Source organism: Frankia sp. R43, from assembly GCF_001306465.1.
Classification (GTDB): domain Bacteria; phylum Actinomycetota; class Actinomycetes; order Frankiales; family Frankiaceae; genus Parafrankia; species Parafrankia irregularis.
Window position 1 is genome coordinate 511,862 of the sequence record NZ_LFCW01000001.1, and the last position, 20,146, is coordinate 532,007.

At 71.5% G+C, this 20,146-nt stretch carries 17 protein-coding genes; 7 read left to right on the forward strand and 10 right to left on the reverse strand.

Annotated features, from left to right (window positions below):
- Positions 1-305: 305 nt before the first annotated feature.
- Positions 306-1,877 (forward strand): aldehyde dehydrogenase family protein, encoded by a 1,572-nt coding sequence (locus tag ACG83_RS01730; protein ID WP_054564390.1) that lies wholly within the window; start codon positions 306-308, stop codon positions 1,875-1,877.
- A gap of 10 nt (positions 1,878-1,887) precedes the next feature.
- Here the strand turns inward: ACG83_RS01730 and ACG83_RS01735 are convergent, their stop codons facing one another.
- Entirely contained in the window at positions 1,888-3,108 is a 1,221-nt protein-coding gene (locus ACG83_RS01735; RefSeq protein WP_235497517.1) for an allantoate amidohydrolase, read from the reverse strand.
- 41 nt (positions 3,109-3,149) lie between these two features.
- The gene (locus tag ACG83_RS01740; protein ID WP_054564392.1) at positions 3,150-4,331 is read right to left on the reverse strand and encodes an FAD-binding oxidoreductase; all 1,182 of its coding nucleotides are present in this window, start codon (positions 4,329-4,331) and stop codon (positions 3,150-3,152) included.
- 184 nt (positions 4,332-4,515) lie between these two features.
- On the opposite strand from ACG83_RS01740, the gene ACG83_RS01745 reads away from it, so the two are divergent.
- Positions 4,516-5,793 carry a CdaR family transcriptional regulator gene (locus ACG83_RS01745; RefSeq protein ID WP_054564393.1) on the forward strand — a complete coding sequence of 426 codons (1,278 nt, stop codon included), beginning with the start codon at positions 4,516-4,518 and terminating at the stop codon, positions 5,791-5,793.
- Positions 5,794-5,833: 40 nt separating this feature from the next.
- Here ACG83_RS01745 and ACG83_RS01750 read toward each other — a convergent pair whose 3' ends face one another.
- Positions 5,834-6,595, reverse strand: coding sequence for a polysaccharide deacetylase family protein (locus tag ACG83_RS01750; protein ID WP_054564394.1), 762 nt, complete (start codon positions 6,593-6,595; stop codon positions 5,834-5,836).
- 509 nt (positions 6,596-7,104) lie between these two features.
- Here ACG83_RS01750 and ACG83_RS01755 point away from each other — a divergent pair.
- Positions 7,105-7,833, forward strand: a complete 729-nt coding sequence (locus ACG83_RS01755) for a hypothetical protein (protein ID WP_054564395.1) — start codon at positions 7,105-7,107, stop codon at positions 7,831-7,833.
- A gap of 129 nt (positions 7,834-7,962) precedes the next feature.
- Here the strand turns inward: ACG83_RS01755 and ACG83_RS01760 are convergent, their stop codons facing one another.
- Positions 7,963-9,405, reverse strand: coding sequence for an L-fucose/L-arabinose isomerase family protein (locus tag ACG83_RS01760; RefSeq protein ID WP_054564396.1), 1,443 nt, complete (start codon positions 9,403-9,405; stop codon positions 7,963-7,965).
- A 171-nt stretch (positions 9,406-9,576) separates the two neighbouring features.
- A complete protein-coding gene (locus tag ACG83_RS01765) occupies positions 9,577-10,596 on the reverse strand; it encodes a LacI family DNA-binding transcriptional regulator (RefSeq protein WP_054564397.1) in 1,020 nt (339 codons plus the stop codon).
- Between the two features lie 274 nt (positions 10,597-10,870).
- Between ACG83_RS01765 and ACG83_RS01770 the strand changes: the two genes are divergently transcribed.
- Positions 10,871-11,458, forward strand: coding sequence for a dihydrofolate reductase family protein (locus ACG83_RS01770; protein WP_054564398.1), 588 nt, complete (start codon positions 10,871-10,873; stop codon positions 11,456-11,458).
- Between the two features lie 8 nt (positions 11,459-11,466).
- On the opposite strand, the gene ACG83_RS01775 is transcribed toward ACG83_RS01770, so the two are convergent.
- The 3 genes from ACG83_RS01775 to ACG83_RS01785 form a co-directional block, all read right to left on the reverse strand.
- Complete coding sequence (locus ACG83_RS01775; protein WP_054564399.1) at positions 11,467-13,656, reverse strand: carbon starvation CstA family protein; 2,190 nt, start codon at positions 13,654-13,656, stop codon at positions 11,467-11,469.
- A complete protein-coding gene (locus tag ACG83_RS01780; protein ID WP_054564400.1) occupies positions 13,653-14,030 on the reverse strand; it encodes a hypothetical protein in 378 nt (125 codons plus the stop codon). The genes ACG83_RS01775 and ACG83_RS01780 overlap by 4 nt, the downstream gene beginning before the upstream one ends.
- Positions 14,031-14,324: 294 nt before the next feature.
- Complete coding sequence (locus ACG83_RS01785) at positions 14,325-15,653, reverse strand: ABC transporter substrate-binding protein (protein WP_054564401.1); 1,329 nt, start codon at positions 15,651-15,653, stop codon at positions 14,325-14,327.
- A gap of 388 nt (positions 15,654-16,041) precedes the next feature.
- On the opposite strand from ACG83_RS01785, the gene ACG83_RS01790 reads away from it, so the two are divergent.
- Positions 16,042-16,632: a TetR/AcrR family transcriptional regulator gene (locus ACG83_RS01790; protein ID WP_054564402.1), complete on the forward strand. Its 591-nt coding sequence runs from the start codon at positions 16,042-16,044 to the stop codon at positions 16,630-16,632.
- Here ACG83_RS01790 and ACG83_RS01795 read toward each other — a convergent pair.
- Positions 16,626-17,660: a hypothetical protein gene (locus ACG83_RS01795; RefSeq protein WP_152991224.1), complete on the reverse strand. Its 1,035-nt coding sequence runs from the start codon at positions 17,658-17,660 to the stop codon at positions 16,626-16,628. The genes ACG83_RS01790 and ACG83_RS01795 overlap by 7 nt on opposite strands.
- Before the next feature lie 11 nt (positions 17,661-17,671).
- On the opposite strand from ACG83_RS01795, the gene ACG83_RS01800 reads away from it, so the two are divergent.
- Both ACG83_RS01800 and ACG83_RS01805 read left to right on the forward strand, forming a co-directional pair.
- Positions 17,672-18,061 carry a DUF6221 family protein gene (locus ACG83_RS01800; RefSeq protein ID WP_161934716.1) on the forward strand — a complete coding sequence of 130 codons (390 nt, stop codon included), beginning with the start codon at positions 17,672-17,674 and terminating at the stop codon, positions 18,059-18,061.
- Between the two features lie 48 nt (positions 18,062-18,109).
- A complete protein-coding gene (locus ACG83_RS01805; RefSeq protein ID WP_054564405.1) occupies positions 18,110-19,579 on the forward strand; it encodes a serine hydrolase in 1,470 nt (489 codons plus the stop codon).
- Here the strand turns inward: ACG83_RS01805 and ACG83_RS01810 are convergent.
- Positions 19,573-20,130, reverse strand: a complete 558-nt coding sequence (locus ACG83_RS01810; protein ID WP_054564406.1) for a MarR family winged helix-turn-helix transcriptional regulator — start codon at positions 20,128-20,130, stop codon at positions 19,573-19,575. The genes ACG83_RS01805 and ACG83_RS01810 overlap by 7 nt on opposite strands.
- Positions 20,131-20,146 lie beyond the last annotated feature (16 nt).

Consider the following 20,146-nt stretch of genomic DNA (forward strand, 5'->3'; position numbering starts at 1 on the left):
TCAGCCCCACCACCGGCACCGCGCCTGCCCACCACACACCCCACCACCTGCGTCGACGTCGGATCGGACCGGATCGACAGCACAGGCGCCGGCGCTCGCCGCCGGCCGCACCACGGACTGGAACACCATTCATCTCGATGCATACCAGAACCAGGCAACCCGGCCGAGCAACCCGCACGTCCACGTAACGGCGACTTCATAACCAGTTATCCAGGTCAACTGGATGCACTGGATAACACCGGGTGCAAGACGGCATTGAAGTCTGTTTGGTGGCGCGACGATCCGATCAGAGAGACCCTCGGCAGATGGACGCCTCAGCCAGCACGCCACCGACCCGCCTGCGCCTCAAGCAGGGCACCGCCTGGGCCGATGCCTACGGACGTGCCCGCCAGGTCGCCCCCGAAGCATTCGACGAGGACCGCCTGCTCAATCTCTGGGGCGGCAGGTGGCACCGAAGTGGTAGCCCGTTGCACAGTCTTTCACCCATCGACGGCTCCCCCATCGCCGGGCCACCGATGATGGACCCGGACGAGGCCCGCGAAGCCATCCGCGCCACCCTCGACGACCACAAGGAATGGCGCGACGTCCCGCTGGCCGACCGCCGGGCCCGGGTGACCGCCGCGGTCGAGGCCATGGAGGAGCACCGCGACCTGCTCGCGCTGCTGCTCGTCTGGGAGATCGGCAAGCCCTGGCGCCTCGCCCGCACCGACGTCGACCGCGCGCTCGACGGGGTGCGCTGGTACATCGACGAGATCGAGCCCATGACCGCCGGCCGCACCCCGCTGCCCGGCCCGGTCAGCAACATCGCCAGCTGGAACTACCCGATGAGCGTGCTCATGCACGCCATGCTGGTCCAGATGCTGGCCGGCAACGCCGCCATCGCCAAGACACCGACCGACGGCGGCGCCGCCTGCCTGACACTCGCCGCCGCCCTGGCCCGCCGCGCCGGCCTGCCGATCTCCCTGGTCTCCGGCTCGGGCTCACGGCTGTCGTCCGCGCTGGTGCGCGCGCCGGAGATCGGCTGCCTGGCCTTCGTCGGCGGCCGTTCCGCCGGCGGCCAGGTCGCCGCCGCCCTCGTCGACACCGGCAAGCGGCACTTCCTCGAGCAGGAAGGCCTCAACGCCTGGGGCATCTGGGACTTCTCGCAGTGGGACCTGCTCGCCGCCCACCTGCGCAAGGGCTTCGAGTACGGCAAGCAGCGCTGCACCGCCTACCCCCGGTACGTCGTGCAGCGCCAGCTCTTCGACCGCTTCCTCGAGATGTACCTGCCGGTGGTCTCCTCGGTGCGGTTCGGGCACCCGCTCGCCGTCGAGAACGACTCCGACCCGCTGCCCGACCTCGACTACGGCCCGGTGATCACCGCCGAGAAGGCCGCGGAACTCGCCGGCAAGGTCGACGAGGCGATCACCAAGGGCGGTGTTCCGCTGTACCGCGGTGACCTCGCCGACGGGCGCTTCCTGCCCGACCAGGACCGCGCCGCCTACGTCCCGCCGGTGGCCATCCTCAACCCGCCGCCCGCCGCAGCGCTGCACCACGCCGAACCGTTCGGCCCGGTCGACACCATCGTCATCGTCGACTCCGAGGCGGAGCTGCTCGCCGCCATGAACGCTTCCAACGGCGCCCTCGTCGCCTCACTGGCCTGCGACGACGAGGCCACGGCACGGCGGCTGTCCGGCGAGCTCTCCGCGTTCAAGGTCGGGGTCAACAAGCCCCGCTCCCGCGGCGACCGCGCCGAGCCGTTCGGCGGGCGCGGCGCATCCTGGAAGGGCGCGTTCGTCGGCGGCGAGCACCTCGTCCACGCCGTCACCGTCGGCGCCGACCCGAACGAGCGCCTCTACGGCAACTTCCCGTCCTACTCCCTCTACCCCGAGACGTAGAGCCGTTCCGTCAGCTCGCCGCGAGCGAGCGCAGCACGGTTGTCAGCGCGGCGGCACCGGCGGCGCAGTCGGCTGCCTCGGCGTGCTCGGCCGGCGAGTGCGAGACGCCGGTCGGGTTGCGCACGAACAGCATCGCGGCGCGGACGCCGTGCGCGGCCAGCACACCGGCGTCGTGCCCGGCGCCGGTGCCGATGACGGGAGCCCCGCCGAGCAGCCCGGCGAGGTCGGCCGCCAGCGCCGGGTCGAACCTGGTGGTCGAGGTGAACGACTCCTCCACCGCGCGCGTCCCGAGGGTCTGCTCGATCATCGGGACCAGCCGGCGCACGGCCGCCTCGTCCGCGCCGCGGCCGTCGAGCCAGCCGGTCGCCGCCGACGGGATCGCGTTCACCCCGTTCGGGACGACCCGGACCTTGCCCACGGTCGCGACGCAGCCGAGCGTGGCGGCTGCCTCGCGAGCGGTGAGGATCAGCGACGCGAGCGCGAGAGCGGGGTCGTCGCGGTCGGCCAGCCGGGTGGTGCCGGCGTGGTTGGCCTCACCGGTGAAGTCGAAGCGCCACCGCCCGTGCGGCCAGATCGAGGAGGCTACGGCGACCGCCGACCCTTCGTCGACGAGCCAGCGGCCCTGCTCGATGTGCAGTTCGACGAAGGTGCCGACCCGGGCTAGGGCCTCGTCGTCACGGCCCAGCGCACGCGGGTCCCGGCCGGCCGCGGTGAGCGCCTGCGCCAGCGTGATGCCATCACCGTCGGTCAGCGCGAGGGCGTGGTCGGGCGACAGCGCACCGGTCAGCACCCGCGAGCCGGCGCAGGCCACGCCGAAGCGGGCGCCCTCCTCGTCGACGAAGTTCACGACACCGATCGCGCGCGCCGGGGTGAAGCCGTCGCGGCGCAGCGTGTCGACGGCCCGCAGCGCCGCGACCACGCCGAGCGGGCCGTCGAAGTTGCCGCCGCCCGGCACCGAGTCGAGGTGGGAGCCGGTGACGACACCGGGCCGCCCGGCCCGCAGGGATGCGTCCGGGTCGCCCCACCAGGCCCACTGGTTGCCGACCCGGTCCTCGGTGACGTCCAGCCCGACGGCCTCGGCGGCACCGCGGAACCACTCCCGCAGGGTGTGGTCCTCACGGGTCCAGGCGAAGCGCTGGTACCCCCCGGTCGAGGCCCGCCCGACGCCGGCGATCTCGCCCAGCATGTTCTCGACCGCCGCCGCGCTCTCCATCGCGCTCTCCCCACTCATCGCATCTCGGCTCATGACATCCCGGCTCGCGACATCCCGGCTCATCGCATCTCGCCGGCGCCGACGTACGGGTACCGGCTGGTCAGCGGGTCGTCCTCGGCGAAACGCCCGAGCCGGAAGTCCGCCGCCGGGATGCCCGGGTCGCGGCTGTCGCCGTCGAGGATCAGGTCGGCCATCAGGGTGCCTACCGCTGGACTGATCTTGAACCCGTGGCCGCTGAAACCGGCCGCCAGGAACAGGCCGGCCGGGCCGGCCGGCGCGACCGGCGCGATGACCGGGTTCCAGTCGGGGGTGATGTCGTAGCAGCCGGCGTAGGTGTGGGCGACCGACGGCTCGGGGAACGTCGCGAAGCGGTGCAGCACCTTCTCGGCGGCCCGTTCCAGCCCGGCCTCGCTGGCCTGGTTGGAGTAGTCGTCCGGGTCGGCGAACGTCGGCTGGCTGTGGTCGCTGTTGCCGACCAGCAGCTCACCGGAGCCCTCGATCCGCGCGTACTGCAGGCTCACCAGGTCGGAGAGGACCGGCAGGTCACGCAGCGGCACACCGGCGTCGACGACGAGCAGCTCCGAGCGCAGCGACTCGATGGGCAGCTCGACGCCGACGCCGGCCATCAGCGCGCCCGACCACCAGCCCGCCGCCACGACGACGATGTCGGCCTCGACCTTCCCACCACCGGCCAGCTCGACGCCCGTGACCGCGTCGCCGGCGGTCAGGACCCGGGCCACCGGCGTGCTCTGCCGGATGCGGGCGCCACCGTCGCGGGCCTGGAAACCGAACTGGGTCGCCAACTGTGAGGCGTCCGCGTATCCGCCGCGTGGCTCGTAGGCGAACGCGGCCAGGTCGTCGAGGCGCAGGTACGGCCACAGCGCCCCGGCCCGGTCATGGCCGATCAGCTCGACGTCGATCCCGAGCGCCTGGTGGGTCGCGGTGTTGGCCCGCAGCGGCTCGACGTTCTCGGGCCCGACGGCGACCAGGTAGCCGACCTGGCTGAACCCGATGGCCTCGCCGAGCTCCTCGAAGACCGGCAGGCTCCGCCAGGCCATCGCGGCGATCGAGGGCACACCGTAGTGGCAGCGCACGATGCCGCTCGACTTGCCGGTGCCGCCGCTGTTCAGCGTCGCCCGTTCGAGGATCAGCACGTCACCCACCCCGCGGGCGGTCAGCGCCCGGGCGATCGACAGACCGATCAGCCCACCGCCCACGATCACGACTCGTCCGCCGGTCATGCCACCTCCTGATGCGTACGTACAGGCCGCCCGCGCCGCGCCCGTCCCGACGCTAGTCAGCCGTCGCCCTCGTCACCTCCGCTCGCTGTAGGAAGAACGGGGAGCATGATGAGACAGCTGAACCAACCGAGCGCGTGGGCGAGGGCGAACCGAGCCAGGTCGGAGAGGCGGCACCGAACAGCCCGTGGGACTGCAGGACATCGCCGAGGATCTGGCCGCGCGGCTGGGCCGTTCGGTCGCGATCGACGACCTGGACTCCCGGCTGCTGGCGCACACCGCGCACGAGGAGCCCGTCGACCAGTTCCGGATCGACTCGATCATGCTGCGCCGGCCACGGTCGGAGAACACCGTCACCCGGCACGCGCGCAGCTTCGGCATCGACACGGCCACCGGCCCGGTGCGGATCCCCGCCAGCCCGCGGCTCGGCTCGTTCGCGCGGGTCTGCGTGCCGGTCCGCTGCTCCGGGACGTTGCTCGGCTACCTCTGGCTGTTCGACGAACCGACGCCCGTGCCGGACGACGATCTGGAGCCGGCGCGCGCGGCCGCCGCGGCCGCGGGTGAGGAGCTCTTCCGCGAACGCCTGCTCGACGACCTGCGCCGAGCCGCCGAACGCGAGCTGCTGCGGGACATCCTCAACCCGGACGACGAGGTGCGCCGGCACGCCGCCGCCCGCCTCGTGGCCGACCACGGCATCGCACCGGACGCCCGGGTGCTGGCCGTCGCCGTCGTGATCGACCAACGGGCGTCCGCCACCAACGCCGACGATGCCGACGCCACCGACGCCACCGACGGCAACCGAACCGGCGCCGCCAGCCTGGGAGGGACGGTCGAGCTGGATCTGGCCCTGCGGCGGGCGCGGCAACGCCTCACCCCGACACGGGCGCTGGGCATGACCACCAGCGCCACCGGCGGCGTCCTGCTGCTGATGCACCCCAGGCTCCCCCGGCGCGAGGCGCTGCGGGCCGAGGCCGAGCGGATCCACGCGGACCTCGCGGCGCACCTGCCGGCGCCCGCCGTCTGGGTGGGGCTCGGGCCGGAACGCACCGCCCTGCGGGAGAGCGCCGGCAGCTACCGGGAGGCGCTGGAGACGACCCGGGTCGCCCGCCTGGTCCCGTCGCTCGGCCAGACGGCGTTCTCCGACCAACTGGGTGTGTACGGGCTGCTCGCCCGGCTGCCGCTGGAATCCCTGGAGTCCAGTGCGCTACCGGCGGGGCTGCGCCGCCTGCTCGCCGCGGACCGGTCCGGCGCGCTCGTCCAGACCCTGGAGACGTATCTGGACCTCGGCGGCGACCCGGCCCGCACGGCGGCGCGCCTGGTCATCCACCGCACCACGCTCTACTACCGGCTCGGCCGCATCGCCGACCTCACCGGCCTGGACCTGCGCGACGGAAACGACCGCCTCGCCCTGCACCTTGGCCTGAAACTGCGCCAGATGCTCAGCCGTAGAACGCCCCAGGCGTAGGGCGCACGTCAGGCACAGGGCACGTCAGACACCGGGCGCCTCAGACGTAGGGACGTAGGCCGTGCTCGGCGAGCGGGCCGAGCCGCAGGCCCGCGTCGTCACAGCGGGCCGCGAGCTCGGGCAGCGCCCCCAGCGCGCTGCGCCACGCCCCGGGCGCCGAGGTGCAGTCGCTGTCGTGCAGCAGCACCGTGGCGCCGCCCCGCAGGTCGGGCTCGATCGTCGCCAGCACGTTGGACGGGGTGGCGGTCGCCGTCCAGTCCCGCCCCCAGGCCGTCCACAGAACGGGGGTGAGGCCGAGGCGGCGGGAGGCGGCGAGCACCCCGGACGACAGCACCCCATGCGGCGGCCGGACGTACCGCGGTGCCCGGCCGGTCGTCTCGGCGAGCAGGTCACGGGTGCGCGCCAGCTGGTCGTAGGTCGACATCGGGCCCCGCAGCAGCATCGGGCGGTGGTCCCACCCGTGGACCGCCAGCTCGTGCCCCGCCGCTGCCATCTCCCGCACCAGGCCGGGCGAGCGCTGTGCCATCCCGCCGAGGACGAAGAACGTGGAGCGGACGTCAAGCTCGTCCAGCACCTCGAGGAAGTTCGGGGTGGAGACCGGGTCGGGACCGTCGTCGAAGGTCAGCGCGACATGGTCGGAGCGGCCGACCCCGGCCAGCGCGGGCGTGACCGCGGTACGCAGCCGGCGAAACGTCGCCAGTGACGGCAGGCCGTGGAGCAGCGCGGCGGCCGCCACGAGCCCGCCGCCCGCCGTCGCGAGGCCCGCTGCTCCGCGGCCCCGTCGCGTTTCCTGTCGCCGCATGCTCCCACCGCCGTACGCCACGCCGTTACAGGACACATCCCAGCCACGCCGCTACCGGCCAGGCCGCTGCCAGTCGGGCCCCCCATGACGGACCAGCCCCCGCTGCACACTGTGCCACAGCATCGTCGCCGTTCCGTGCGACCCGCACATTCCGTCACCACCGTACGTGTATTTCCACCTGCGAAGTTCACCGGAGGAGGGGTGGTCGCCCTCAGCGCGTAACAATGACAAGGCCATCAGGGTCCGGCTCGACACCGCGACCCGACTCGACACCGCAACGCGATGGCCGGCAGCACCGGGGTTCCGATGGACGTCAGTCGTGGCCCCCTATCGACAGCCACCTCCTACGGACGACCAATCGTGACCCCTGGAAGCGGCGCGCTCACGCGGATGCAGGACGATGTCACGGCGTGGTCTGTCCGTGTCCGAACGTGATACTGGTCCGGGGCGAGGCCCCGGCGATCACGCGTCGGCGAACTTGGAGGGGAGTCGCGCTGAACATCCCACGCATGGGCGCCATCGGCTGGATGTTCGTGGGCGCCGTCGTCCTCGCCGGGATCGCGCTCAGCGCCGGCCGGCAGGACCCGGACGAGGCACGGATCGTGCTCTGGGGCGACTCGCTGGCCTGGGAGGCCCGCGACTCGTTCGTCGCGGCCGCGCAGGCGGATGGCTCCAGCAAGACGCTCACCCGGACCTGGGGCGGCACGGCCCCCTGCGACTGGCTCGATGACATGCGCAAACAGGCCCGCCGCTGGGATCCGACCGTCGCCGTGCTCTCGTTCTCCGGCAACACCGGCTCCGACTGCATGCGCGACCGGGACCTGCTCACCGCCTACCGCACGGACGTCACCGAGGCCGTCGAGATCCTGACCCGCCGCGGGGTCGAGGTCGTTCTCACCGACTCCCCGCCCCGCAGGGACCAGCCGGTCGGGGCCGACGGGCTGACCGAGCTCGACCGGCTGTGGCGCGACATCGCCAGCATGCGGACGAACGTCCGGGTGGCCCCGGCCGGGGAGGTCCTCACCTTCAAGGGCCTGTTCATGCCGCGGTTGGCCTGCGAGGCCGGCGAGGCCTGCGAGAAGGACGGGCAGGTACCCGTGCGCAGCCCGGACGGTGTGCACTTCTGCCCGATCATCATGCCGCCGATGACCCCCTGCCCGACCCGTTCCTTCGGCGCCGAACGCTTCGGCCGCGCCCTCGCGGAGGCCGCCCAGCCGGAGGACACCGCCGCCGCCTGACGGGCTCGTCGACGTCGAGCACCAGCGGCACGGCCGGGCACCAGCGGCACGGCGAACCACCAGTGGCAGGGCCAACGACCAGTGGCACGGGCAAAGACCAGTGGCACGGCCGGGAACCGGCGGGTGCGATCAGACGATCCTGAAGTCGATGCCGAGCAGGGAGGCCGCGGCCCGGTAGTCGGCCGCGCGATGCCCCACCGAAAGCGACCAGTGATGGCCGACCCCTGTCACGGACCAGTCATCGACCCACTCACCGGGATCACGCCCGAAGTCCACCCGGCTCGTGGTGTTCCCGATGGCGAGCAGTGGCCCCGGGACGACGGACCCCTGCGAGGCGATGAACGACAGGCTCCCGTCCGCGTCCTGCCCGAGCCCGAGCAGCGTGACCGGCCCGTGCCGGACGTCGAACTCGACGGAAACGCCCCAGCCACGCTTGCCGTGGTAGACGCCGAGGCCGCGCAGAAGCGGTTCACGGGAGGAGACGGCGAGGTGCGCGGGACCGTCGTGCCCCATCTCGACCACCATGTCCTCGAAGTCCAGGGCCTGGATCTCGCAGAACGAACCGCCGGCCCCGGCGGCCTGGGTGGCGAGCTGCGCGACGGTCGTGCGCAGCTCGTACTCGCCGGTCGTGGGTACGCCGCGCCCGGCGAGCAGGGAGGCTCCCAGGATCATGCCGGCCCCCAGCCGCTCGTGCAGCTCACCGCCAAGGCCCCGGTGGTAGTAGGAGAGCGAGTCGAGGTCGAAGTCGTCAACCAGACGGTCCAGGGCCACCGAGACCCGTGCGCCCCAGGCGAAGTCCTCCTCCCGCACGCTCTCGTCGAGCGTGAAGACGGTACGGGCGAGCGTCATCCGGTCCGTGACGTCCGCGTCGGTAACCGCCTCGGCCCGCACCCGGAGGTCGTCGAACTCGAGCACCTCGACGTGCGAGCCGAACGTCGCCGGCAGGAGCGTCAGGTCGGTCGAGACGTCGAGCATGCCTGGGTAGAGGTGGCCCATCAGCCCGTGGCGGGCTGTCCGCAGCGCGGCGCGGATGCGGGCCGCGGTGATCCACTGCTCGATCCGCCGCCACGCGCTTTCCTGGTGCAGCCACCCGGAGACGGAACGGAACGGGATGCCAGCCCGGCGGAACACGTTGCCGACCTCGGGTACGGAGCACTGCCCGCAGTAGGCCAGCCACGCTCCGGTGTCGAAGCTGGCGTGGTCCATCCGCTCGGTCGGCTGCAGGTCGATCACCAGCACCGGGGTGTGTGAACGCTGGGCGATCGGCAGAACCATCGACGAGGTCAGATAGGTGGTCAGGAACATGACGATGAGGTCGCAGTCGGCCCGTCGCAGCTTCTCCGCCGCGGCCGCGCCTTCCTGGGCGTCGGAGATGAAGCCGACGTCGATCACGTCGGCGTCCATCCCCTGGAAGCGCTCGGAGACGTGGCGCGCGGACTCCCGCAGCTGTGGCAGCAGGCCGGGGAACTGCGGCCAGTAGGTACCGAGACCGCCGGCGACCAGCCCGACCCGGGTCTTCCTCCTGGTCCGCACCCGCAGAGGGTCATCGAGCACGCTGGTTCGTCCGGTCATCGTTGATCCCTTTCGGCTCGGGCTCGGCGCTCGCACACCGCGGATTTAATCGATTAAAACAGGCCTCGCCCCCATCATGGGCCTTCCGGGGATGGTCAGCCACCGTGGGACCGCCGGAACGCCAGCAGCCCTCGTCGGCCCCGGTCTCAGGCGGTCAGCCGGAAAGCACGGTCAGCCGGGGACCGCCGGGGCCGAGTCCCGCACCACGAGCGACGGCGTGAGGATCGTGGCGGCATGAACGTGCGTGGAGCCCTCCGAGAGCTCCGCGAGCAGCTTGCCCAGAGCCACCTCGCCGAGCCTGCGCTTCGGCTGCGCGACGGTGGTGAGCGGCAGCGCGCCCCCGGCGGCGAGGTCGAGATCCCCGTACCCGACGACCCGCGCGTCCCGGGGCGGGGTGATGCCACGGTCGACGAGACCGCGTATCACCCCCACGGCGAGCTGGTCGTTCGTGCAGAAGATGCTCAACGGGCTGCCCGTCTCGGCGATCCGCAGGCCGATCCGACGGCCCTCCCCCACCGACATCTCGTCGACCTCGAACTCGACGAGCCGGTCCGGGCCGAGGCCCGCCCGGGCGAGTGCCTGGAACGCTCCCCGCCGCCGGTTCTCGCACTGCGGAATCGATCGGTGCCCGTTGACAAGGCTGACCGGACCGCTGGTGGTCCGCACGAGATGCTCGACGGCGATGCGCCCGCCCTCCACATCGTCGACGGCGACCGAGCATCCTTCGTCCTCGGCGACGACACGGTCGACGAGCACGAGCCTCGCGCCCACGATCCGCAGCTGGGACAACCGCGAGGGGTCGGCGTTCAGCGGCACGACGAGGGCGCCGACGGCGCGCTGCTCGGCCAGCCGGTCGAAGTGCCGCCGTTCCCGGGCGGGGTCATCGTGGCTGACGCACAGCGCGACCATGTACTGCTCACGGTCGGCGGCATCCGACACGGCGTTCGCGATCGCCGCGTAGAACGGGTTGACGATGTCCGGCACGACCAGGCCGACCAGCCGGTTCGCTCCCTGCCGCAGGGTGGCGGCAGCCCGGTTCGGCACGAAGTCGAGTTCCTCGATCGCCGCGAGGACCCTGGCCGTCGTCTCGGGTGACACCAGGTGGGGCCGGTTGATCACGTTCGAGACCGTCGCCGTGGAGACGCCCGCCCGCCGGGCCACGGCCGCGACCCCGAGGCCGCCCTTCACCACGGGACCACATCCTCGACCTTCCGATCCACCTTCCGACAGATGCTAGTGGGGCGCCGTCGGCATGCGCAGACGCCCGCAGGCCAGAGCCGTCCTCAGGAGAACGGCTGAAACAACACGGTCCGTCGAAGCCCGGCAGCGGTTCCTGCGGCGGTTCCTGCGCGAACATCCCGGCCACGCGCTGGACGGCTGGCCGCTGCCGGCCCGATTGGTTTCCTACCGGAGCGACAGCTCACGCCACGCTAGTTTGGGGCCACCCGGAAGCAGAGGAGTGCCCGTGGGCAAGGTGGTCATGTACAGCTCGGTGTCGGTGGACGGCTTCGTCGCGGACGAGAATGACCAGCCCGGACCGCTGTTCGACTGGTTGACCAGCGGTGACGTCCCGTTGGACGAAAGCGGCGAGGTGAAGGTGTCGCAGACGTCCTACGACTACACCCGGCCGTACTGGGACCAGATCGGGGTGACACTCGTCGGCCGCCACGTCTTCGACATCACGGACGGCTGGGGTGGGAAGCCTCCGAGCGGGATCGACCACGTGGTCGTCGTGACACACCGGCCGGAGCCCGAGGGCTGGGACCCCGAGGCGCCGTTCCACTTCGTCGACGGCGTCGAGGCAGCTGTTGCCAGGGCACAGGAGCTTGCGGGCGACCGCGTGGTCGAGGTCGCCGCCGGCGAGGTCGGTGGCCAGGTGCTTGCCGCAGGTCTGGTCGACGAGGTGCGCATGGACGTCGTACCCGTCGTGTTCGGGTCCGGCAAGCGCTACTTCGGGTCGGTCCACGCGCAGCACCTGCTGGAGGATCCTGACGTGATGATCCAGGGCAACCGGGTGCTTCACCTGCGCTTTCGGGTGCGGAAACGAGGTTGAAAGCCAGGCTAGAACGGTGAATCCGCCTTGGAAGGCGTAGTTACCCCCGAGCGCGCGGGGGGCGGAACAGCCGCCTCACTCGCAGACCGCCCTCGGGGCACGACCAGCCGTGAGGGAACATGCGCCACCTCCGTGGTGGGCACCGGCACCCGGCGGCGGATGGTCTGTGCGCAGACCCGGGCCGCATCGACGAGCACGACGAGCGCGAGCAGCGCGAACAGCAGCGCCAGGACACCGTCCACCGTGGAGTTCAGCACGACCCTGTGCATGTCACCGATGCTTTTGGCCGGCGCCAGGATCCTGCCGTCGTCGAGCGCGTCGGCGTAGCGGTCCCGCTGGGCGAAGAACCCGACCCTGGGGTCCGCGGAGAAGACCTTCTGCCAGGCCGCGGTGAAGGTGACCGCGACATCCCAGGCGAGCGGGGCACCGGTGACCCAGGCCCACCGCACCCGCCCGCTCTTGACGAGCAAGGTGGTCGCGACTGTCAGCGCGACGGCCGCGAGCAGCTGGTTGGCCATCCCGAACAGCGGGAAAAGCTGGTTGATCCCACCGAGGGGATCAGTCGCCCCGGCCCAGAGGAAATAGCCCCAGGCACCGACCACCAGGGCGCTGCTCAGCCAGACTCCGGGCCACCAGCTCACCCGGCCGATCGGTTTCCACAGGTTCCCCAGCGTGTCCTGAAGCATGAACCGCCCGACCCGGGTGCCGGCGTCCACGGTGGTGAGGATGAACAGCGCCTCGAACATGATGGCGAAGTGGTACCAGAACGCGGCCAGCCCGCCGCCGCCGAAGGCGCCGGAAAGAATGTGGGACATGCCGACGGCGAGCGTCGGGGCACCGCCGGTGCGGGCTACCAGCGTCGGCTCGCCCACGGCCCGGGCCGCGGCGTCGAGTGCGTCCGGGGTGATGGTGAAGCCGAGGTGGGCGACCGCGGCCGAGGCCGAGGCCGCCGTCTGCCCGACCACTCCGGCGGGCGCGTTCATGGCGAAATAGAGGCCAGGAGTCAGAGCCGCCGCGGCGATCAGCGCCATCAGGGCGACGAAGGACTCGACCAGCATCGCCCCGTAGCCGACCAGCCGTATCTGGGACTCTTTCTGGATCATCTTCGGGGTGGTGCCGCACGCGACGAGCGCGTGGAATCCGGACAGCGCGCCGCAGGCGATGGTGATGAACAGGAACGGGAACAGGCTGCCGGCGAACACCGGCCCGTTACCTCTGGTCGCGAAGGGGCTGACCGCCTCCGCCTGGAGCACCGGTAGCTCGACGACAACGCCCACGGCAAGCAGACCGATGGTGCCGATCTTCATGAAGGTGGAGAGGTAGTCGCGTGGCGCGAGCAGCATCCACACCGGCAGCACCGAGGCGACGAAACCGTAGCCGACCAGGCAGATGACCAGCGCTTTCGGGCTCAGGGTGAAAGCGGAGGCGAGCCCCGACTGCTGTACCCAGCGGCCGGCGACAATCGCCGCGAACAACGCCGCGACGCCGAGGGCGGTCGCCTCGGCCACTCGTCCGGGCCGAATCGCCCGCAGGTAGAGACCCATGAACACCGCGATCGGGATCGTCATCGCGATCGAGAAGGTGCCCCATGGCGAGTGCGCGAGCGCGTTCACCACGACGAGTGCGAGCACCGCCAACAGGATGATCATGATTGCGAAGACGGCGACCAGCGCGGCCACCCCGCCCACCGGGCCGATCTCGTCCCGGGCCAGCTGGCCGAGGCTCCTGCCGTCACGGCGCACCGAGAAGAACAGGGTGATCATGTCCTGCACCGCGCCGGCGAAGATCACGCCGACGACGATCCAGATCGTGCCGGGCAGATAGCCCATCTGCGCGGCCAGGACCGGGCCGACGAGCGGGCCGGCCCCGGCGATGGCGGCGAAGTGGTGGCCGAACAGCACCCGCCGGTCAGTCGGCTGGAAATCGACGTCGTTGGCGAGACGCTCGGCCGGCGTCGCCCGGGTGTCATCCACGCGCAGCACCCTGTCCGCCAGGAACCGTGCGTAGAAACGGAAGGCGATGGCGTAGGAGCCCAGGCCCGCGACCAGCATCCAGAGCGCGGACACCGACTCGCCCCGGGACAGCGCGAGCACAGCCCAGCCAACCCCGCCGGCCACCGCCACGATGGTCCAGACGGCGATCGACCGCACCCGTCCGGCCCTGCCGGCGGTGTCGACGATGCCGCGATGCGCGGTCACGAGCCACCATCCCTGATCGCCCCGCTGGACAGACCCGCGAGACCGACATCCGGCGGCAGATCGCAGCTGAAGCGCCGCAGCCCGAACCGGCGGCGGCAGTCCACCGCGATCGCCCGGCCCACCAGGTACGGGTAGGCCCGCGGATGGGCCACGGCGCTGTCGGGCGGGTCCGTGTCGAGCGGGCGGAAGCCGCGGTACCCGCGCGTGACGGCCCTCGGCGCCGTGCGCAGCCACGGCTGGCCGGCACATCCGCAGCACAGCCCCAGCCCGGCCCAGTCGAAAACGATCATCTCGTCCGCGCGAAGCGCCGTGCACGCACGGCCGGTCAGGCGGATCAACGCCGGCACGTCCTCATGAGCGGAGTCCACCGACATGACACACGAAAAGCAACGACCTGGCTACATGCAGTTTTCGCGTCGCCGCGGCGAGCCTCGGCGCCCAGGCCGGCGCGGTGGAGCGGCAGCAGTGCGGCCAGCCAGAACGGGGCAGCGCCCCGTCACGACGCTGTGACGGGGCGCTGCTTTCCCTCCGCTGCGGCCGGCCTGACATCCGGGAGGCTGTTCTGCCAGGCCGACCGCGGGAGGCCTGTCGCGCACGGGGCCGGCCCGCTGACGTGCGGGGCGCGAAGCTCCGAGCGCTGGGTGCTGAGTACGTGAGTACTGAGTTACTTACTGGAAGTCGGTCGGAACCGGCTCGGACCATTTCCGGTCCGTGCCCGGCCAGCACAGCCACGGCTTCTCGGCGGTCGCCCCACCGATGAACTCGAACTTGCCGCCCTTGTAGGTCAGCAGGCTCATGCACTCCTGCTTCGGCCCGTGGGTGGCCGGGTCGTCCTGGGTCGGCATTTCGTGCTGACGTGACCAGTCGATCGCCGGGACGAGGCCGCCCGCGGTGAAGGAGGTCAGGGCGTTCGTCGCCTTGACGACGGAAGCCTGGGTGAATCCGGGGCCGGCGGCCTTGATGCCCTGGTAGGCGGTCTCGGCGGCGATCCAGCCGTACTCGGCGAGCTCCGTCAGCTTCGACCCGCTCTTTTCCATCCACTTCTTGAACAGGGCGAGGCCGTTGCCCTCCCCGTTCGATTCGAAGGGCCGGAAGGCGACACCGAGGACGTCGCCCTCGAACAGGTCACCGGCGCCCTTCATGAAGGTCAGGTCGTAGGAGTTCGACTGCAGGATCGGGACGTCCGCCATGCCCTGCCGCTTGAGCTCCTGGGCGAGCGTCTTCTGGCCGTTGATGTCGAAGCAGCTGACGATGAACTCGACGCCGGCGTTCTTCATCGCGCTGACCTCCGGGCCGATCCCGTTCGGGATGCCGAAGGCGATGCCGTTGTTGGTGTAGACGACCTGCTGGCCGGTTTCCTTCGAGTAGAGCTTGATGGTGTCGGTCGCCGCGTTCGCGCAGTCCTTGGAGCTCTGCGAGACACCGTAACCCAGGGTGGCGATCTTCTTGTCACCGAGGACCTTGGGTGCGTAGGCCATGAAGTGGCGGGTGCAGGCGATGCACTCGACGCCGTTGCTCGCGTAGATCGAGTCGTGGCCGTTCATGTCATCCGGGTACCACGGGACGGAGTAGACCGGGATGCCCGCGTTCGCCAGGTCCGGCCAGCCGGTCGCCAGCATCGGGACGCTCAGGGTCGCGAAGGTGTCATTGTCGTTGATGATCTGCAGCGAGCCCTCCTTGTTCTTGGCAAGGGCGTCGTCGATCGTCGTGGTGAGCTTCAGCTTCCGGCCGTCCAGGCCGCCCTCGCTGTTGCGGTAGTCGAAGTAGGCGTTGATGCCCTGGATGAAACAGTCGTAAAGGCAGGTGCCCAGCGGGTTGTTCGTCTTCGTGCCGATAGCGGCGAAGTGGATCTCGTCGGCGGTGACGCCCGGCGAGGCGTTGGCCTCGCGCGACACCGGGGTGTCGGGGGTCTTCTCACCACCCGAATTCGAACAGGCGCCGACCAGAAGGCCGGCGATGACAACGACAGAGGATATCCAGGATAAGTGTCGTCTCATCAGACCGAAATCCCTTCGCAACGCCATGCGATGTGCAAGGCTTGATGAATTGAACCAGTGTCTCGGCGCCGGAGCCGATTCCGTCGCCTTTAATCAGACACAGCGCGCTCCCGGCCGCGAGCCGATCACCGGTAGCGATCGGCCGGGCATTGGCCGGGCCTCCCGGTGACCCGCGGGTTGCCCCATCGGCTGGACCACGCTCCTCGGCTGACGGGCCGGGCCCGAGGCCACCAGCGGGGCCCGGCTGGATCCGGGTTCCGCACACGGCAACCTGCCCATCTCGACCTCCAGGAGTCACCGGCCACCATGCGCGCCCACTTCCTCACAAGTCTCCGCAACGGTGCGTATTGTTAATGCATCGGCACGTCTGTGTCTAGGCTTAGGCGCCGTGACCGATGCCCGCCGGGGTAGACCCCGCAGCGACCAGGCCGACCGCGCCATCCTCGGCGCCGCTGCGGACCTGCTCACCTCTGTCGGCTACGAGCGGCTCTCGGTCGAGGGCATCGCCGCCCGGGCGGGCGTGGCCAAGCAGACGATCTACCGGCGCTGGCCCTCCAAGGCCGCGGTGGTCGCGCAAGCCGTCCTCGCCGCGCAGTCCGGGGTTGCGATCGCCCCACCCGCGGACACCGGCGACCTACGCGCCGACCTGCAGGAATGGGCGCTGCAGTACGGGCTGTGGCTGGCCGATCCGGTCGTGTCAGCGATGATTCGCGGGCTTGTCGCGGCGGCGGTGGACAGCCAGACCAATGCCACCCGGCTCTACGACCACCTCGCCGACCCGATCCGCACCGCGATTCTCAGCCGGCTCACCCAGGAGGCGGAACGGGGCACGCTCCGGAAGGACGCCGACCTCGACGCGCTCATCGACGCCATCCTCGGCACCATGCTCTACCGGGTGCTCTCCAGCCTCACCGACGACCCCAGGCCCGACCTCGGGGGGCTCGTGGACATCCTCGTCGACGGGGTGAGGGCTCAATAAACGCCGCCCCAGCCCACCACCTTTCGGTAGGTACGGGCGGCGACCTTCCAGGCGGCGCGCTCCCCCGCCGCGCTGTCGGTGAGGACGGCGAAGCCGATCTGCTCCCCGAAATCGGGGCCGTTCGCCAGATGGACCCGGAACCGGACCGCCGCGTGCCCCGGATCGATGAAGACGATGTCGTCGATGCTCGGCCGAGCCGTCCGCACAATGTCCGGATGTTCTGACCGCACCCGCTCCAGCAGCGGGCGCAGCGCCTCTCCGCCCTCGATCGCCGCAAGCGTCGCGGTGGTCGCCGCGGCCTCCGCGTCCGGGTCGGAGCCGCCCTGCCCACCGGTGAACGCCGTGGTGAAGGCGGCTCGGATCTGCTCGGCCGCCGTCTCCGGGTCGGCCGGCGGGACGCCGGGACGCGGCAACGCGAGCCCATCCGGCCACAGGACGACGGCCCGCTCCGCGGCCGCACGCACGAGGGCGGCGTCGACGACGGTCTCGCAGATCTGCAGCCCACGTGCCGGGAAGGCGGCCAGCAGGGTCAGGGGCCCGGGCGGCGGGAGCGGAGCGAGCCAGTAGCGGACCACCGCCCGCAGACCGGCCTCCGGGTCCGGCACCTGGCGCCCCGACACGACGAGCCCCACGCCGTCGCGGCCGGGTTCCGGCCAGGCGAACTCCCGGGGCCACGGCATGCTGCTCGCCGTGCGACCGTCGGCGAAGCGGACGGCGAACGGCACGATCATGCTCGCCGCGTGCTCCCAGCCGCCCGGAAGTGTGGGCTCCCAACCCGGCCCGCTGCCGTGCCGCAGCCGTATTTCCAGCGTGATCTCCACACCCATCGGGTAGGCGGACATACCGACGACGGCGACCGCGGTATCCGCATTCGCGCCGATAAGCTGCTGGACCGGGGCGACACCGGGAAGAAAGTGCGTCAGGTTGTGGCCGAACGGCAGCTGCCGCGCCCTGCCACCGCCCCAGGAACCGAAGTTCCGCGCCACCGCGGATGCTATGGAACTGGGCTCCGCGGAGGAGAAGTTCATGATCTCAGATCATGGCAGAGATCACCCGTTTCGGCGAGGTAATAAACGATGGATATCGCCGACCAGCCGGAGAGACCGTGCCTCGTCTACGCGCCCGAATTCTCGACCGCATTGACCAGCTTGAAGGCGCCGCGCGGGCCGTCCCCGGGCCGTCGATCTGGAATCCGCGGCAGGTCTCCGGCATGACCGGGGTCGCTCCCGCGACCGCCACGCACGTCGCCCGGTGGAACCCGAGCACTGTTCTCGCGCTGTGCGCCGGCGCCCGCGAGATCGTCGAGCTGCACGGCTACCAGCACGACTGCGAGGGCGAGAACGGGCCGTGGAGCGTTCCCGAGGGCCGGGTCTGCGCGACCCTGCGCGCCGCCGCCCGGATGCTCGGCGTCGATCCGGACCAGGGCTGAGCACGACGTATTATTCGCCGGACGATCAGCGACCTGGAGGAACGGACGATGGCTGTGCCTGCCGAGGAGCTGCTGCCAGGCACCCGCCGCGCCCTGCTGCACCGGCTGGCCGTCGGGCAGGCACAGGGGCGCACCCCCTCGCTGGTCGGCGCCGTCGTACGCGGCGGGCGACTGGTCTGGGCCGAGGGCCGGAGCATGATCGACGGGCACAGCCCGGACGCGGACGTCCAGTACCGGATCGGTTCGATCACGAAGACCTTCGTCGCGGTCCAGGTCATGCGCCTACGGGATGAGGGGGCGCTGGATCTGGCCGACCCGCTGGCCCGGCACCTCCCCGACCTCGCGGCCACGCCCACAGCCGAAGCCGCTGCCGCGGCAGCGACAGCGACAGCGACAGCGGCTGGCTTGGGGGCGGGGGCCGGGGCCACAGGCGGCGCCGGAGCGCTGACGATCGCCCACCTGCTCGGCCACACCGCGGGCCTCGCCTCCGAACCTCCCGGGCCCTGGTGGGAGCGCACCCCGGGAACGCTGCGGCCGCGGCTCGGTGACGTGCTCGACGAGCCGCCGCTGCGCCATCCGCCGGGCCGCCGGTTCCATTACTCCAACCCCGGGTTCGCGCTGCTCGGTGCGCTCGTCAGCCGGCTGCGCGGGCAGCCGTGGGGCGACACGCTGCACCAGGAGCTGCTGGCACCGCTCGGCCTGAGCCGGACGACGCTGCTCCCGCAGGCGCCGCACGCCGGTGGCTTCGCGGTCCATCCCTGGGCCGATGTGATGCTGCCCGAGCCTCTGCAGGACACCGGTGTGATGGCGCCGGCGGGCCAGCTCTGGTCGACCGCCGCCGACCTGGCCCGCTGGGCGGTGTTCCTGACCCGCGGTGACAAGGACATCCTGAGCGCCGACACCCTGGCCGAGATGCGCCAGCCCACCTCGGGCCCCGACAAGGCCGACGGCTGGACCACCGCCACCGGGCTCGGCCTGCAGCTGCGGCGGCACGACGGCCGCCTGCTGTACGGCCACGCCGGCTCGATGCCGGGATTCCTGGCCGGGGTCTGGGTGAGCCGAAGCGACGACGTCGCCGCGGTCGTCCTGGCGAACGCGACGGCGGGGCCCGCGGTCGCCCAGATCGCCGCGGACCTGATCCGGATCGTCGCCGAACACGAGCCGCGCATCCCGGAGCCCTGGCGCCCGGTGTCCGCCGTCGACCCGGAGCTGCTGGCGCTCACCGGCCTGTGGCACTGGGGCCCGGCACCGCACCTGATGTACCTGCGCGCCGACGGCGGGCTGGAGCTCATCCCGCAGGGCCAGACGGGCCGCGGCTCCCGCTTCCGCGCCGAGCCGGACGGCACCTGGACGGGGTTGGACGGCTACTACGCGGGCGAGACCCTGCGCGTCGTCCGCGCGGCAGACGGCACCGCCGCCCACCTGGACATCGGCACCTTCGTCTTCACCCGCACGCCCTACGACCCCGGGGTGGACATTCCCGGCGGCATCGACCCGGACCCCTGGCAGGCCTACTGACGTCCCGGCGTCCGGGCGGGCTCGGCGGCGGTCAGCCGGTCGACGGCGTCGTTGAGCGCGCCCAGCTCGGCGGCGAGGGCCCGCACCCGGTCCGGCCCGAACTCGGCCAGCGCCTTCTTGAAGACCTCGGCCCGCAGAGCGCCTTCATGCGCGTACACCCGCTCGCCGTCCGGGGTCGCCCGCAGCAGGCGGCGCCGGGTACCGGGCGCCGGCAGGAACTCGAGGAGACCACGGCCGATCGCGGCCTTCACCTGGCGGCTGACCGTGGACTGCTCCAGTTGCAGCATCTCCTCCAGCTCCCGCATCGAGAGGGGGCCCGTTTCCGCCAGCGCCCAGAGGATCCGGAAGCTCGACCGGTCGAGGGTCGACTCCTCGGGAAGCTGGACCCGCCGCCGGCTGAGCCGCAGAACCTCGTTCCCGAGCGCCCGCAGCGCCTCGTCGTCGATCGACTCCCCCAGGCCCCCCGCCGACCTCAGATCCCCCGAGACCTCGGGTTCCGACCAGGCCCCGTGGTCAGGGTGCGGCGGGCCGGCGGTGTGGCTGCCGTCCATAGCATCCTCCAGTACG

Bases quoted from the DNA above. Each gene is read 5' to 3' on its own strand.
- ACG83_RS01780 (WP_054564400.1), bottom strand. From the start codon at position 14,030: ATGTCGGTGGACTCCGCTCATGAGGACGTGCCGGCGTTGATCCGCCTG.
- ACG83_RS01740 (WP_054564392.1), bottom strand. From the start codon at position 4,331: ATGACCGGCGGACGAGTCGTGATCGTGGGCGGTGGGCTGATCGGTCTG.
- ACG83_RS01800 (WP_161934716.1), top strand. From the start codon at position 17,672: ATGGCAGAGATCACCCGTTTCGGCGAGGTAATAAACGATGGATATCGC.
- ACG83_RS01760 (WP_054564396.1), bottom strand. From the start codon at position 9,405: ATGACCGGACGAACCAGCGTGCTCGATGACCCTCTGCGGGTGCGGACC.
- ACG83_RS01730 (WP_054564390.1), top strand. From the start codon at position 306: ATGGACGCCTCAGCCAGCACGCCACCGACCCGCCTGCGCCTCAAGCAG.
- ACG83_RS01755 (WP_054564395.1), top strand. From the start codon at position 7,105: ATGGGCGCCATCGGCTGGATGTTCGTGGGCGCCGTCGTCCTCGCCGGG.
- ACG83_RS01810 (WP_054564406.1), bottom strand. From the start codon at position 20,130: ATGGACGGCAGCCACACCGCCGGCCCGCCGCACCCTGACCACGGGGCC.
- ACG83_RS01785 (WP_054564401.1), bottom strand. From the start codon at position 15,653: ATGAGACGACACTTATCCTGGATATCCTCTGTCGTTGTCATCGCCGGC.
- ACG83_RS01735 (WP_235497517.1), bottom strand. From the start codon at position 3,108: ATGAGTGGGGAGAGCGCGATGGAGAGCGCGGCGGCGGTCGAGAACATG.
- ACG83_RS01750 (WP_054564394.1), bottom strand. From the start codon at position 6,595: ATGCGGCGACAGGAAACGCGACGGGGCCGCGGAGCAGCGGGCCTCGCG.
- ACG83_RS01795 (WP_152991224.1), bottom strand. From the start codon at position 17,660: ATGAACTTCTCCTCCGCGGAGCCCAGTTCCATAGCATCCGCGGTGGCG.
- ACG83_RS01805 (WP_054564405.1), top strand. From the start codon at position 18,110: ATGGCTGTGCCTGCCGAGGAGCTGCTGCCAGGCACCCGCCGCGCCCTG.